Raw genomic sequence first — 14,931 nt, 5'->3', positions numbered from 1 at the left:
GTTCGGTTCGCGGAGTCGTTCAGCCACCCGCCGCACCGGGCGGGCCGGCAGGCCCCCGGCGCCGGCCGCCACCTGCGCCTTCGCCGCGCCCCGGTCCCGATCCCGCAGCGGACACCGAGCCGGAGCCCTACCGCCAGGCCCCGTCCCCACGCCGCCGTCCGGCCAGAGCTGCCCAGCCCGCGAGGCCGCCCAGGCCGGCCGCGGCACGGCCGGTGACGCCGCCGTGGTTTCACCCCGAGCTGCTGCGGGGCGGCACGGCACTCGACATCCTCAGCGAGCAGGACCCCGCGGAGTCGGCCGGCTTCAACTGGCGGGATGCGATCCGTCGCGTCACCGGGATCGATCTGGGTCCGGGCAAGGACGCGACCCACGAACAGCAGCTGCGGGACCGCATCCGCACGGTCCTGGGCGGTGTCTTTCCCATCGCGGTCCTCAACTTCAAAGGCGGTGTCGGCAAGACCGCCGTGGTCGAGGCGCTCGGCTCGACGTTCGCCAGCGTGCGCGGCGACCGGGTGCTCGCCGTCGACCTCGACGACGGCGATCTGGCGGGGCGGCATGGTCGCAGCAACCCGCTGACCATGGCCGACCTGTTGTTGGACGACACGGCAACCCAATACCGGGACATCCGGGCGCATACCTACATGAACAGCTTCGGGCTCGAAGTCCTCGGGCTACCTGACTATGGGCGCGCCGACTGGCGACTGGAGCGCCGCGACGTCGTCAAAGCGTTCTCGATTCTGCGAAACCACTATTCGGTGCTGCTGATCGATTGCGTCAAGGCGGTCAACTCGGCCGTGATGGACGCGGTGCTGCCGGAGTCGCGGGCGCTCGTGGTGGTCACCAGCACCTCCATCGATGCGGTACGGAAGAGCAGGACGACGCTGGAGTGGTTGTGCAACAACGGATATCAGCGACTGATGAAGTCGACCGCGCTCGCCGTCAACCACGTCGAGAGGGCCAAGCCGGACGCCGTCGCGCTCAAGGAACTCGAGGACCTCTCCGCTCGCGTCGCCACCACCGTGCAGTTGCCATTCGATCGGCACGTGCATGAGGGCAAAGAGATCGGGCTGGACCGGCTGAGCAAGCAAAGCCGGCGCAGTTACCTGGAGCTGGCGGCCGCGCTGGCCGACATGGTCCCCGGCCGGCGCGCCGAGTAGGACGCCCTAGTATCGACCGCATGACTGTTGCCGCGGGGGCACCCCACGCTTCGGGCGCTGAGCTGCTGGATTACGACGACGTCGTCGCGCGCTTCGATCCGGTGCTCGGTCTCGAGGTGCACGTCGAGCTGTCCACCGCTACCAAGATGTTCTGCGGCTGCGCGACCACCTTCGGCGCCGAGCCCAACACCCAGGTGTGCCCGGTGTGCCTGGGGCTGCCCGGCTCGCTACCGGTGCTCAACCGGACCGCGGTGGAATCGGCGATCCGCATCGGGCTCGCGCTCAACTGCGAGATCGTGCCGTGGTGCCGCTTCGCGCGAAAAAACTACTTCTATCCGGACATGCCGAAGAACTACCAGATTTCGCAGTACGACGAGCCGATCGCCATCAACGGCTACCTCGACGTACCGCTGGAAGACGGCACCTCATGGCGGGTGGACATCGAGCGCGCGCACATGGAGGAGGACACCGGCAAGCTCACCCACATCGGCAGTGAGACGGGCCGCATCCACGGCGCGACGACCTCGCTGATCGACTACAACCGCGCCGGGGTGCCGCTGATCGAGATCGTCACCAAGCCCATCGTCGGGGCCGGGGAACGGGCACCGCAGATCGCCCGGTCCTATGTGACGGCGTTGCGAGATCTGTTGCGCGCGTTGGAGGTTTCCGATGTCCGAATGGACCAGGGCTCGATGCGCTGTGACGCCAACGTATCGCTGAAGCCGACGGGGACCGCCGAGTTCGGCACCCGGACCGAGACCAAGAACGTGAACTCGCTGAAAAGCGTCGAGGTCGCCGTGCGCTACGAGATGCAGCGCCAGGGTGCAGTCCTGGCGTCGGGTGGCCGAATCATCCAGGAAACCAGGCACTTTCACGAGGCGGGGTACACGAGCCCGGGCCGCGCGAAAGAGACGGCCCAGGACTATCGCTATTTCCCCGAGCCCGACCTGGAGCCCGTCGCACCTAGCCGTGAACTTGTCGAGCGGTTGCGCGAGACCATTCCGGAACTGCCATGGTTGGGCCGCAAGCGGATTCAGCAGGAGTGGGGTATCTCCGACGAGGTGATGCGCGATCTGGTCAACGCCGGCGCGGTCGAACTGGTCGCCGCGACGGTCAAGCACGGCGCGTCCAGCAAGGAAGCCACCGCCTGGTGGGGAAACTTCCTAATGCAGAAGGCCAATGAGGCGAATGTCGCGTTGGACGAACTGGCCATCACCCCGGCCCAGGTCGCCGCGGTGATCGCTCTGGTCGACGAGGGAAAGCTGTCCAACAAGCTGGCCCGCGAGGTCGTCGAGGGCGTGCTGGCCGGGGAGGGCGAGCCCGACCAGGTAATGGCCGCCCGCGGTCTGGAGCTGGTGCGTGACGACTCGGTGACACAGGCCGCCGTCGACGAGGCCCTTGCCGCCAATCCCGATGTGGCGGAGAAGATTCGCGGCGGCAAGGTCGCCGCGGCCGGGGCGATCGTCGGCGCGGTGATGAAGGCGACCCGCGGACAGGCCGACGCGGCGCGGGTGCGCGAGCTGGTCCTGGCAGCCTGCGGCCAGGGCTAGGGACGGGGCCGAGCGGCTCTGGCTAGGTCTTGTCGTCGTTGTTGCGCGGGAACCCGCCGCCTTGCGGGAACAACGGGAACACCACGTCGTCGAGCTTCTCGGCGTCGCCGGCGGTCTTGTTGACGGTGGCGCCCCAGACGTTTCCATCCGGCGACATCCGGAGGGCGAACGCGTGGGCGTGGGTGTCCTTGCGCACCACGTCGGGTTCACCGGTCACCGCGCCGGTGTTCGGCGCGAGTCGCACCGCCACCGTCAGCTTGGTATTGATCAGGTTGACCAGCACGGTCCCGTCCATGGCCGCGCATCCGGCCACGCCGGGCTTGTCCGGCCAGGTCCACACCGTGGAGACCTCGGAGGTCTTGGTGATGCGCTGCAACCGGTCCGCGGTGGGGGTGCGGTCGGCGACGTACAGCGAGCCGTCGACGGGGTCGATGCACAGGCCGCCGCCCGAACCGACGCCCGACAGCGCCGTCGTCGGCGGCGCCTGACCGATCGTGGTGGGCTGCTCGATGCGCAGGACCTTGCCGGCCAACGATTTGGGATCGGCGGCCGCGGCCGGGTTGCCCGCATCGCCGGTCAGCACCACGAGGGTGGTGGGACTGGTGAAGATCAGCGCTCCGGTGTTCCCGGTGGCGCCCTTGGGAATCCCGGTCAGGATGTCCTTCGGGATGTCCCCGTCGGCGATGCGGATCACCCGGTTGTCACTGGGCGTGCTGATGTAGGCGTACATCAGACGGTCCTGCTGATAGGTCGGCGACAGCACGATGTCCATCAGCCCGCCGTCGCCGGACGGGTCGACGGGGATGACCATCTTGACCTTCGGCTCGGCGCTGACCGAGATGTCCTTGACCGCTCCGGTGGTGCGCTCGGCGACCAACGCGGTTTTGCTGTCGGGCCCCATGATGAGGCCGCTGGTGCTCTCCAGGCAGCCCTGCATCACCCCGGGCGCGGGACACGCCTTGGGGAACGGTGTGGGCGGCAGCGGCGGCGGCGGGGGAGGCGTCGAGCTGGGCTGGGGCTTGAGTTCCGGGTTGGTGGTGAACGGCTGGGACTGGGCGTCGTTGAATCGCGCGCAGCCGCTCGATACGAGCATCACCGCGGACAGCGCAGCGAGCGCGCACCGAACCGACCGCCCTGATCGCCCGAGTCGCATGATCGACAGGCTACGGACATGGCGGGCAAGGGCGCCACAGACCTGCCGTCGCGGCGTGGACAGCACCGCCGATTCGACCCGCCGGGCGGCCGGTTTCGGCGGGAGTTCACCGTTTCGAAACGATGCCGAGACCATTTGGGGACAATCCGGGCCGATTTGGCGGGGTAAGTGCCGATTGCCTGGCGAAAGGGCCGCTCAAATCCCTGATTTCCGGCCAAATGCCCTTACCCTGACACCCGTGACCAGTCAACCTAATGACGGACTTTGGCAGCGGCCCGGTGAGGCCGAAGAGCCAATCCCGGCACGCCCCGCCACGGCGCGGGTGGTCGACCCGGAAGACGACCTGACGCCGGTCGGGTATCCGGGTGATTTCGGAACCACCACCGTCATCCCGTACCAGGATCCCGGTCCGGCCGGCTCCGGGTATCACCTGCTCGACCAGCAGGAGCCCTTGCCGTACGTCCAGCCGCAGTCGGGGTCCGGCGCCTCGGCGGAGCCCGCGGAGATCGATGCGGCCGATGACGACGAGCGCCATCCCGAGGTCGGCAGGCGTGGCACCCAGCATCTCGGTTTGCTGGTTCTGCGGGTCGGGCTCGGCGTGGTGCTCGGCGCCCACGCGATGCAGAAGCTGTTCGGGTGGTGGGGCGGTCAGGGAGTGGCCGGGTTCAAGAACTCACTGTCCGACGCCGGCTATCAGCACGCAGACATCCTGGCCTACGTCAGCGCCGGGGGCGAGCTCGTCGCGGCCGCGTTGCTGGTACTGGGGCTGTTCACCCCGCTCGCCGCGGCCGGCGCGCTGGCGTTCCTGATCAACGGCCTGCTGGTCACCATGTCGGCGAAGCCGCATTCGCACAGTTTCCCGTTCTTCCTGCCGGACGGGCACGAATACCAGATCACGCTGATCGTGCTCGCGGTGGCGGTGATCCTGGCCGGACCGGGCCGCTACGGCCTCGACGCCCGCCGGGGCTGGGCGCATCGGCCGTTCATCGGATCCTTCGCCGCCCTGCTCGCCGGCGTCGCCGCCGGCATCGGCGTGTGGGCGCTGCTCAACGGGGTCAATCCGCTCGCCTGAGACGGGTTACTGATACGGGTTGGGAACCCGTCCCGAGCTGGCTTCGGTCAGCTGCGGCAGCGTCGCGAAGGTGACCGCCGGCAACCGCAGTTCTGCACCGTTATTGAGGCGCGCCCGCGCCCAGGAACCCCGGTGAAAGCGCAGCCCGTCGATGTCCTCCCAGGGCACCGTCCGGCTGCCGAGCAGGCTCCGCGCCGTGACGCCCCGGCCGTCGGCGACCGTACGTAGCCGGATGACCATCGCCGACAGCAGCACGGGGATGATGAGCAGCGGCGCCGAGGGCGGCCAGGCCAGCACCGGAATCAGCAATCCGAGGGTCAAGAATCCGACGGCGATGTGCGCCATCGGCGAAATTTTGATCACCACGGGCGGGCCGGCGGGTGTGGAGGCGGACGAACCGGTAGGCACCCGAGCATCATTCCACCCCGCCGGAGCGGTCGCGGATTTGACGGCTGAGCTGTGCGAAGGCTACCGTCGGGGGCTATGGAACCCGCCGGAAAGCCCGGAATGCTCGTAGTAATTAGTCGGCGCGTTGGTGGCTGACTAACACTTCAGCGTTTGAAGCGATCCTCCCACCAACGCCCTCGTGCAGCAGCTGAGCTGACGGGGGTTTTTTCTTGCCCACAGACAACAAGGACGAAGAGGACGAGAGTGAGCGCACCCACGAGGCCACACGCCGGGTCGCAGGGAGCGGCCAACGGCGCGCCGAAACCCGCCGCGAAAGCCGCCCAGTCGAAGCGCGTCGCGCCGGAGCAACTGACCGGTGCCCAGTCGGTGATCCGGTCGCTGGAGGAGCTCGACGTCGACGTCATCTTCGGCATCCCCGGCGGCGCGGTGCTGCCCGTCTACGACCCGCTGTTCGACTCGAAGAAGCTGCGTCACGTGCTGGTCCGCCACGAGCAGGGCGCCGGTCACGCCGCCAGTGGTTACGCACACGCCACCGGCCGGGTCGGGGTCTGCATGGCCACCTCGGGGCCCGGCGCCACCAACCTGGTGACCGCGCTGGCCGATGCGCAGATGGACTCGATCCCCGTGGTCGCCGTCACCGGGCAGGTCGGTCGCGGGCTGATCGGCACCGACGCCTTCCAGGAGGCCGACATCTCGGGCATCACGATGCCGATCACCAAGCACAACTTCCTCGTTCGCTCCGGCGACGACATTCCCCGGGTCCTGGCGGAGGCGTTCCACATCGCGTCCTCGGGACGCCCGGGCGCCGTCCTCGTCGACATCCCCAAGGACGTGCTGCAGGGGCAGTGCACGTTCAGCTGGCCGCCGCGCATGGATCTGCCCGGTTACAAGCCGAACACCAAACCGCACAGCCGGCAGATCCGGGAGGCGGCCAAGCTGATCGGCGCCGCGACCAAACCGGTGCTCTACGTCGGCGGTGGTGTGATCCGCGGTGAGGCGACCGAGCAGCTGCGAGATTTGGCCGAGCTGACCGGTATTCCGGTCGTCACCACGCTGATGGCGCGCGGCGCCTTCCCCGACAGCCACGAGCAGAACCTGGGCATGCCCGGCATGCACGGCACCGTCGCCGCGGTGGCCGCGCTGCAACGCAGCGACCTGCTGATCGCACTGGGCACCCGCTTCGACGACCGGGTCACCGGACAGCTCGCCTCGTTCGCACCCGAGGCCAAGGTGATCCACGCCGACATCGACCCGGCGGAGATCGGCAAGAACCGGCACGCCGATGTGCCCATCGTCGGCGACGTCAAAGCCGTTATCACCGAACTCATCTCGATGCTGCGGCACTACGAGATTCCGGGCAAGATCGACATGGCCGATTGGTGGCGATACCTGCAGGAGGTCCAGTCCACCTACCCGCTGAGCTACGGCCCGCAGAGCGACGGCAGCCTCGGCCCGGAGTATGTGATCGAGAAGCTGGGCCAGATCGCCGGCCCCGACGCCGTCTACGTCGCCGGTGTCGGTCAGCACCAGATGTGGGCCGCGCAGTTCATTCGCTACGAAAAGCCGCGCACCTGGCTCAATTCCGGCGGGCTGGGCACCATGGGCTTCGCGATCCCGGCGGCCATGGGCGCCAAGATCGCGCGTCCTGAGGCGGAGGTCTGGGCGATCGACGGCGACGGATGCTTCCAGATGACCAACCAGGAGTTGGCCACCTGCGCGATCGAAGGCATACCGATCAAGGTGGCGCTGATCAACAACGGCAACCTTGGCATGGTGCGCCAGTGGCAGAGCCTGTTCTACGGGGAGCGCTATTCCCAGACCGACCTGGCCACGCACTCGCACCGCATCCCGGACTTCGTAAAGCTGGCCGAGGCGCTGGGTTGCGTCGGAATGCGTTGCGAGCGTGAAGAAGACGTCGTCGACGTGATCAACGCGGCACGCGCGATCACCGACCGCCCAGTGGTGATCGACTTCATCGTGGGCGCCGACGCGCAGGTGTGGCCGATGGTGGCCGCCGGGACCAGCAACGACGAGATTCAGGCGGCCCGCGGCATCCGCCCGCTGTTCGATGACGAGAGCGAAGGGCACGCATGATGGGATCGCCTAAGACGCACACGTTGTCGGTGCTGGTCGAAGACAAGCCCGGTGCGCTCGCGAGGGTGGCGGCGCTGTTCTCGCGGCGCGGTTTCAACATCGAGTCGTTGGCGGTCGGCGCCACCGAGCAGAAGGACATGTCGCGGATGACCATCGTGGTCTCGTGCGAGGACACTCCGCTCGAGCAGGTCACCAAGCAGCTCAACAAGTTGATCAACGTCATCAAGATCATCGAGCAGGACGAGGAGAACTCGGTGTCGCGGGAGCTGGCCCTGATCAAGGTCCGCGCCGACGCCGGTTCCCGCAGCCAGGTGATCGAGGCCGTAAATCTCTTCCGCGCCAAGGTGGTTGACGTATCGCCGGAGGCGCTGACCATCGAGGCCACCGGAGACCGCGGCAAGCTCGAGGCGCTGCTGGGGGTTCTGGAACCATTCGGCATTCGTGAAATCGTGCAATCCGGCATGGTCTCGATGGCCCGCGGTTCACGCGGCATCGGCACCGCCAAGTAACTCATCGAATAGAAGGAAAATTCACAGTGGCATTAGAGATGTTCTACGACGACGACGCAGACCTGTCGATCATCCAGGGCCGCAAGGTCGGCGTCATCGGATACGGCAGCCAGGGGCACGCGCACTCGCTGAGCCTGCGCGACTCGGGCGTGCAGGTCCGCATCGGGCTGCAGGAGGGTTCGAAGTCCCGGCCCAAGTGTTCCGAGCAGGGCCTGGACGTCGGCACTCCCGCCGAGGTCGCCAAGTGGGCCGACGTCATCATGTTGCTGGCGCCCGACACCGCGCAGGCCGACATCTTCAAAAACGAGATCGAGCCCAACCTGAACGCCGGCGACGCACTGTTTTTCGGCCACGGGCTCAACGTCCACTTCGGTTTGATCAAGCCACCCGCCGACGTCACCATCGCGATGGTCGCCCCCAAGGGTCCCGGGCACCTGGTGCGCCGCCAGTTCGTCGACGGCAAGGGCGTGCCGTGCCTGATCGCCGTCGACCAAGACCCCACCGGCAACGGCCAGGCGCTGGCGCTGTCCTATGCCAAGGCCATCGGCGGCACCCGGGCCGGGGTCATCAAAACCACCTTCAAAGACGAGACCGAAACCGACCTGTTCGGTGAGCAGGCCGTATTGTGCGGTGGCACAGAGGAACTGGTGAAGACGGGCTTCGACGTGATGGTCGAGGCGGGCTACCCGCCGGAGATGGCCTACTTCGAGGTGCTGCACGAGCTGAAGCTGATCGTCGACCTGATGTACGAGGGTGGCATCGCCCGGATGAACTACTCGGTCTCCGACACCGCGGAATTCGGCGGATACCTGTCGGGTCCGCGCGTCATCGACGCCGACACCAAGGAGCGGATGCGCGCCATCCTGCGTGACATCCAGGACGGCAGCTTCGTCAAGAAGCTGGTCGCCAACGTCGAGGGCGGCAACAAGCAACTCGAGCAGCTGCGCAAGGAAAACGCCGAGCACCCCATCGAGGTGACCGGCAAGAAGCTGCGCGACCTGATGAGCTGGGTCGACCGCCCGATCACCGAGACGGCATAGCGTCTGGCGCCGAACGTGCACTGAGCGCGAGATTTTGGCGATTTTTTCGCCGTGAGTACACGTTCGGCGGCTTAGGACGCCGTGAAGCGGTCGGCTGTACGCACAACGCGGCGCGCCAGATGGTCGAGCGCGTTGTTGGTCGCGTCGTCGAACTCGTGGATGTTGTCGTGGGTGGAGACCAGGCTCGCCCCATACGGGTTGCCGTCGACGAACTTGCACGGATCGGTGTATCCCGGCGGCACGATGATGCCGCCGAAGTGCATCAGCGTGAAATACAGCGCGACCAGCGTGGTTTCCTGGCCGCCGTGCAGGGTGTTCGAGGACGTGAAGGCCGCATACACCTTGTCGGCCAACTTGCCGTCAGCCCACAGCCCACCCAGCGAGTCGAGGAAGGCGCGCAATTGCGCTGCGGGCGAACCGAACCGGGTCGGCGAGCCGAAGATCACCGCGTCGGCCCACACGATGTCGTCGCCGGTGGCCGCGGGAAGATCCTTGGTCGCTTCGTAGTTCGCCGTCCAGGCCGGGTTTTGGGCGAACGACTCCGGGTCGTGCGTTTCGGCGACGTGGCGCAGCCGGACCTCGGCGCCCGCGGCCTCGGCTGCCGCGGCGACCCGCCGCGCCATCGTGGTGCCGTGACCGGTGGCCGAGTAATAGATGATCGCGAGTTTGGTCATGGCCCCAGCCTAGGCATGCCCAGGCCGAATTCGCGGCGCAGCAGGGCACGCGCGGCGTAGTAACCGGCCATGCCGTGCACGCCGCCGCCGGGCGGGGTGGCCGCGGAACACAGATACGCCTTGGGAATAGGTGTGCGCCAAGGGTTCAGGCGCGGTGTGGGGCCGGCGATCGCGCGCCACGCCGAGTTTCCGCCCATCCCGATGTCGCCGCCGACGTAGTTGGCGTTGTGGTCGGTCATTCGCGCGGCGGGCACCGCGCGGGCCGCCAGCACGAGGTCGCGGAAGCCGGGTGCGAACCGCTCGATCACCGCGGTCACCGCCTGCGTCGCGTCGACGGTGGAGCCCGAGGGTACGTGGGCGTAGGTCCAGAACGGGCGGCGGCCGCCGCCGTCGATGCGGCCGGGGTCGGCGAGGTGGGGCGCGGCCGCCAGCACCATCGGCCATTGCGCGTGGCGTCCGGCCGCGATGTCGGCTTCGGCGCGCGCCATCTGCTCGCGGGTGCCGCCGAGATGCAGGGTCGGCGCGTGGCGCAGCCGCTCGTCGGTCCACGGAATCTCGCCGCTGAGCACGAAGTCGACCTTGGCGACTCCCGGCCCAAAACGATAGCGGCGCAACGCCTTAGCGTAGTGGGACGGTAGCGCGTCGCCGTAAATGCGCAACAGCGCGGTCGGTGCCGTGTCGAACGCGACGACACCACTTGGCGGCCCGGTGATTTCGTGGCGGGCGGTCAGCTCGCCGCCGTGCGCGCGCAGGTCGGCGATCAGCGCATCGGTGATCGCCTGGCTGCCGCCCACCGGAATCGGCCAGCCGACCGAATGGGCGAGTGTCGCCAACATCAACCCGGCGCCGGCGGCCGCCATCGACGGCATCCGCGAAATCACATGAGCGGCAACGCCGGTGAACAGGGCCCGGGCGTCTTCGCCGACCAGCGACCCCCACGCAACAGTGCCCTGGGCCAGCATGCGAAGCCCAAGGCGCAGCGCGGACGGTAACGAGCGGGGCACCGAGCGCTTGTCGCCGAGCAGCAGTCCGACCACCTCGGGCGAGTCCGATACCAACGGGCCCAGCAGCCGCCGCCAGGACGCGCCGTCGGTCAATTCGGCGCAGGTGCGCTCCAGATCGCGGTAGGCGATCACCGCCGGCCGGCCCGGCAGCGGATTGGCATACGCGATCTCGGGCACCTCCAGCCGCACCCCGCGGGCGGCCAGATCGAACTCCGCGAAGAACGGCGACGCCAGCGCCAGCGGGTGAACCGCCGAGCAGATGTCGTGTTGGACTCCGGGAAATTCTGGGTCGGCCGCGGTGCGGGCGCCGCCGCCGAAGGTCGGCTGGGCCTCGACGACCTGCACTTTGAGTCCCGCACGGGCGCAGATTACGGCCGCTGTCAGCCCGTTGGGCCCGCTGCCGACGACGGTGACGTCCACCGGTCAATTAGAGCGGAGACCCCGGCCTATAGCCTGGTCGGGTGAACTTGCCTGTTGTGTTAATCGCCGACAAACTCGCCCAATCGACCGTCGCCGCCCTGGGAGACCAGGTCGAGGTGCGCTGGGTAGACGGTCCCGACCGGGAGAAGCTGCTGGCCGCGGTGCCCGAGGCCGACGCGCTGCTGGTGCGCTCGGCCACCACCGTCGACGCCGAGGTGCTCGCCGCGGCCCCCAAGCTCAAGATCGTCGCGCGCGCCGGCGTCGGGCTCGACAACGTCGACGTCGACGCCGCCACCGAGCGCGGCGTGCTGGTCGTCAACGCGCCGACGTCGAACATCCACAGTGCCGCCGAGCACGCGCTGGCGCTGCTGCTGGCCGCGGCTCGCCAGATCGCGGCGGCCGATGCCTCGCTGCGCGAACACACCTGGAAACGCTCGTCGTTCTCGGGCACCGAGATTTTCGGCAAGACCGTCGGGGTGGTCGGGCTGGGCCGGATCGGCCAGTTGGTCGCGCAGCGGGTCGCGGCCTTCGGCACCCACGTCGTCGCCTACGACCCGTATGTGGCGCCGGCACGCGCCGCGCAGCTCGGCATCGAGCTGCTATCCCTCGACGAGCTGCTGACCCGGGCCGACTTCATCTCGGTGCACCTGCCGAAGACGGCGGAGACGGCCGGCCTGATCGACAAGGAGGCGCTGGCTAAGACGAAGCCGGGCGTCATCATCGTCAACGCCGCCCGCGGTGGGCTGGTCGACGAGGCGGCGCTGGCCGACGCGGTGAGCAGTGGCCATGTGCGCGCCGCCGGCCTCGACGTGTTCTCCAGCGAACCCTGCACCGACAGCCCGCTGTTCGAGCTGCCGCAGGTGGTGGTCACACCGCACCTGGGCGCCTCCACTGCCGAGGCCCAGGACCGGGCCGGAACCGACGTGGCCGAAAGCGTGCGGCTGGCGCTGGCGGGGGAGTTCGTCCCCGACGCGGTCAACGTGGGCGGCGGAGTGGTCAACGAGGAGGTGGCGCCCTGGCTGGACCTGGTGCGCAAGCTCGGAGTGCTGGCCGCCGCCCTGTCCGACGGCCTGCCGGCGTCGTTGGTCGTGGAGGTGCGCGGCGAGCTGGCTTCCGAAGACGTTGAGGTGCTGCGCCTTTCGGCATTGCGCGGTCTGTTCTCGGCGGTCATCGAGGATCCGGTCACGTTCGTCAACGCGCCGGCGCTGGCCGCCGAACGCGGCGTCACCGCCGAGCTCACCACCGCGTCGGAAAGCCCCAACCATCGCAGCGTGGTCGATGTGCGGGCGCTCGCCCACGATGGCTCGTGCGTCAACGTGGCGGGCACGCTTTCCGGTCCGCAGTTGGTCGAGAAGATCGTCCAGATCAACGGGCGCAACTTCGATCTGCGCGCCCAGGGTACGAACCTGGTGATCAACTACATCGACCAGCCGGGCGCATTGGGCAAGATCGGCACCCTGCTGGGTGCGGCCGGGGTGAATATCCAAGCCGCGCAACTGTCCGAGGACGCCGAGGGTCCGAGCGCGACGATCCTGTTGCGGCTCGACCAAGACGTGCCCGACGCCGTCCGGTCGGAGATCTCGACGGCGGTGGGGGCCAACAAGCTCGAAGTGGTTGACCTGTCGTGAAACTGGCGGTGATCGGCGGCGACGGGATCGGCCCCGAGGTGGTGGCCGAGGCCCTCAAAGTCCTCGACGCGGTCGTGCCGGGCGTGCAGCGGACCGACTACGACCTGGGCGCCCGCCGCTTCCACGCCACCGGTGAGCTACTGCCGGACTCGGTGCTCGCCGAGCTGCGCCAGCATGACGCCATCCTGCTCGGCGCGGTCGGTGATCCGTCGGTGCCCAGTGGCGTGCTGGAGCGAGGCCTGTTGTTGCGCTTGCGTTTTGAGCTGGATCATCACGTCAACCTGCGACCGGCCCGGCTGTATCCGGGGGTGAGCGGTCCGCTGGCCGGAAACCCCGACATCGACTTCGTGGTGGTGCGCGAGGGCACTGAAGGGCCCTACACCGGCACCGGTGGCGCGATCCGGGTGGGCACGCCGCAGGAGGTGGCCACCGAGGTCAGCGTCAACACCGCGTTCGGTGTGCGCCGCGTGGTGGCCGACGCGTTCGAGCGCGCGCAGCGGCGTCGCAAGCATCTAACGCTGGTGCACAAGAACAACGTACTCACCTTCGCCGGGAAGCTTTGGACGCGGATCGTGGCGGAGGTTGGCGAAGACTATCCCGGCGTCGAGGTCGCCTATCAGCACGTCGACGCCGCCACCATCTTCCTGGTCACCGACCCGGGGCGCTTCGACGTGATCGTCACCGACAACCTGTTCGGCGACATCATCACCGACTTGGCCGCGGCGGTGTGCGGCGGAATTGGCTTGGCCGCCAGTGGAAATATCGATGCCACCCGGACCAATCCGTCGATGTTCGAGCCCGTGCACGGCAGCGCGCCCGACATCGCCGGTCAGGGCATCGCGGATCCGACGGCGGCGATCATGTCGGTGGCGCTGCTGCTTGCCCACCTCGGTCAGGACGACGCCGCCGCCCGGGTGGACCGGGCCGTCGCGACCTATCTGTCGAACCGCCCGAACGAACGGCTCGCCACCAGCGAAGTCGGCGAACGGATCGCAGCCGCGCTGTAGTTTCCAAACCCGGTGGCAGCAGCCGGGTCGGCACCAACGGGACCGCCAGCAAGGGAAACAACCCGCACCAGGCCCAGGCGGACGGATATTTCTCCGCCGCGATCAATGCGCCGAATAGCGGCGGCCCCGCGGCGGCCATCAGCCGTTGAGTGGTGTTCTGCACACCCAGCGCCCGCCCGCTCCAGAACGCACCGGCGAATTCGGTGATCGCGGTTGCCTCCAAACCGTTGTCGAGCACCGCGATCACCGAGATGGCGATCATGAGCGGCACGTCGAATCGCGAATTCACCCGGTCGCTCAGCGCCAGCAGGAACAGGGTCAGCGCCGCGGCGGCGGCGATGATGCGGACCGGCCACATCCGCGAGCCGACCCGGTCCGACCACCGCCCGACGCCGACGCGGCCCAGCGCGCCGAGCAGCTGCGCGAGCGTCACCAAAACCCCGGCGGCCCCGATCGACCAGCCGTGGTGGTTCATCAGCCACACCAGCATGAACGTTACGGTCACGGTCTGCGGCATCATCAGCAGGCCCGCCACCGCGTGAATTCGCCAGAGCACTAACGACCCCCGGTACGGGCTGGCCAGTTCGGCCACGGTGGCCGTCTTGCGGGACTTCCCCGGTGGATTCGCGACTCCGATCAGGCTGGCCACGGCGGCTACCGCGCACACCAACGCGGGCAACATCAGCCCCGCGCGAATGCTGTGTTCACCCAGTTCGGGTATCACCAGTGCGCCGAAGGCGATTCCGAGCGGTTGCGCGGTCTGGCGGATCCCCATCGCCAGGCCGCGCTGCTGCGGCGGAAACCAGCCGGACACCAGCCGGCCGCCGGCGGTGTTGCAACTCGCCGCGGCCATGCCGCCGAGGAACAGATACACACCGACCCACACCATCGAATGCACCGACGCCGCAGCGTATGCCGCCGCCGCGGTGAGTGCCGAACCAGCGGTCATCACGATCCGCTCGCCGATGCGATCCAGCACGTAGCCCCAGAGGATAAGCGTGGTGACCATGCCCCAGCTGGGCATCGACGACAGCAGACCGGCTTCGGGCAGTGAAATGCCGCGCAAGGCCTGCAGCGAGGGGATCAGGAATGCGACGCCGTTGATGAAGAGAAAAGAACTTGCCGTTACCCACAGGGAGACGACCACGATCGACCAGCGCGCCCCGGTGCTGAGTTGGCCCGCCTCTTTCGGGTCCGACGGCATCCGCCCATGCT

General features: G+C 68.2%; 12 protein-coding genes and 1 pseudogene. 8 read left to right on the top strand and 5 right to left on the bottom strand.

Features of this window, described 5'->3' with window-relative positions; genetic code table 11:
* The first annotated feature begins 212 nt into the window (after positions 1 to 212).
* Positions 213 to 1,157 carry a MinD/ParA family protein gene (locus A5747_RS16100; protein ID WP_233148064.1) on the top strand — a complete coding sequence of 315 codons (945 nt, stop codon included), beginning with the start codon at positions 213 to 215 and terminating at the stop codon, positions 1,155 to 1,157.
* A 20-nt stretch (positions 1,158 to 1,177) separates the two neighbouring features.
* Positions 1,178 to 2,707, top strand: a complete 1,530-nt coding sequence (gene gatB, locus A5747_RS16095; protein WP_076125935.1) for an Asp-tRNA(Asn)/Glu-tRNA(Gln) amidotransferase subunit GatB — start codon at positions 1,178 to 1,180, stop codon at positions 2,705 to 2,707.
* Between the two features lie 22 nt (positions 2,708 to 2,729).
* On the opposite strand, the gene A5747_RS16090 is transcribed toward gatB, so the two are convergent.
* Positions 2,730 to 3,860, bottom strand: a complete 1,131-nt coding sequence (locus tag A5747_RS16090; protein WP_076126015.1) for a sorbosone dehydrogenase family protein — start codon at positions 3,858 to 3,860, stop codon at positions 2,730 to 2,732.
* A gap of 238 nt (positions 3,861 to 4,098) precedes the next feature.
* Between A5747_RS16090 and A5747_RS16085 the strand changes: the two genes are divergently transcribed.
* A complete protein-coding gene (locus A5747_RS16085; RefSeq protein WP_076125932.1) occupies positions 4,099 to 4,932 on the top strand; it encodes a DoxX family protein in 834 nt (277 codons plus the stop codon).
* Between the two features lie 6 nt (positions 4,933 to 4,938).
* Here A5747_RS16085 and A5747_RS16080 read toward each other — a convergent pair whose 3' ends face one another.
* Positions 4,939 to 5,277, bottom strand: a complete 339-nt coding sequence (locus A5747_RS16080; protein WP_076126013.1) for a PH domain-containing protein — start codon at positions 5,275 to 5,277, stop codon at positions 4,939 to 4,941.
* Positions 5,278 to 5,583: 306 nt separating this feature from the next.
* On the opposite strand from A5747_RS16080, the gene A5747_RS16075 reads away from it, so the two are divergent.
* Genes A5747_RS16075 through ilvC form a run of 3 tightly spaced genes read left to right on the top strand, consistent with a single transcriptional unit; the run spans position 5,584 to position 8,983 of the window.
* Entirely contained in the window at positions 5,584 to 7,434 is a 1,851-nt protein-coding gene (locus tag A5747_RS16075) for an acetolactate synthase large subunit (protein ID WP_076125929.1), read from the top strand.
* On the top strand, positions 7,434 to 7,943 hold the full coding sequence (ilvN, locus tag A5747_RS16070; RefSeq protein ID WP_076125926.1) for an acetolactate synthase small subunit: 510 nt from the start codon (positions 7,434 to 7,436) through the stop codon (positions 7,941 to 7,943). The genes A5747_RS16075 and ilvN overlap by 1 nt, the downstream gene beginning before the upstream one ends.
* Before the next feature lie 38 nt (positions 7,944 to 7,981).
* Positions 7,982 to 8,983, top strand: a complete 1,002-nt coding sequence (gene ilvC / locus A5747_RS16065; protein WP_142245615.1) for a ketol-acid reductoisomerase — start codon at positions 7,982 to 7,984, stop codon at positions 8,981 to 8,983.
* 71 nt (positions 8,984 to 9,054) lie between these two features.
* Here ilvC and wrbA read toward each other — a convergent pair whose 3' ends face one another.
* Positions 9,055 to 9,657, bottom strand: coding sequence for an NAD(P)H:quinone oxidoreductase (gene wrbA / locus A5747_RS16060; RefSeq protein WP_076125921.1), 603 nt, complete (start codon positions 9,655 to 9,657; stop codon positions 9,055 to 9,057).
* Positions 9,654 to 11,081 carry an NAD(P)/FAD-dependent oxidoreductase gene (locus A5747_RS16055; RefSeq protein WP_076125918.1) on the bottom strand — a complete coding sequence of 476 codons (1,428 nt, stop codon included), beginning with the start codon at positions 11,079 to 11,081 and terminating at the stop codon, positions 9,654 to 9,656. Before A5747_RS16055 ends, wrbA begins: the two co-directional genes overlap by 4 nt.
* A gap of 41 nt (positions 11,082 to 11,122) precedes the next feature.
* On the opposite strand from A5747_RS16055, the gene serA reads away from it, so the two are divergent.
* Together serA and A5747_RS16045 are read left to right on the top strand one after the other, a co-directional pair.
* Complete coding sequence (gene serA / locus A5747_RS16050; RefSeq protein ID WP_076125916.1) at positions 11,123 to 12,709, top strand: phosphoglycerate dehydrogenase; 1,587 nt, start codon at positions 11,123 to 11,125, stop codon at positions 12,707 to 12,709.
* Positions 12,706 to 13,716, top strand: a complete 1,011-nt coding sequence (locus A5747_RS16045) for a 3-isopropylmalate dehydrogenase (protein WP_076125913.1) — start codon at positions 12,706 to 12,708, stop codon at positions 13,714 to 13,716. Before serA ends, A5747_RS16045 begins: the two co-directional genes overlap by 4 nt.
* Positions 13,717 to 13,849: 133 nt before the next feature.
* On the opposite strand, the pseudogene A5747_RS16040 reads toward A5747_RS16045, so the two are convergent.
* A pseudogene (locus A5747_RS16040) lies at positions 13,850 to 14,920 on the bottom strand (MFS transporter); the annotation flags it as partial.
* Positions 14,921 to 14,931 lie beyond the last annotated feature (11 nt).

The organism is Mycobacterium sp. IS-836, from assembly GCF_001954275.1.
Classification (GTDB): domain Bacteria; phylum Actinomycetota; class Actinomycetes; order Mycobacteriales; family Mycobacteriaceae; genus Mycobacterium.
Note: the sequence above shows the minus strand (reverse complement) of the source record. Positions and strands in the feature narration are given on the sequence as shown.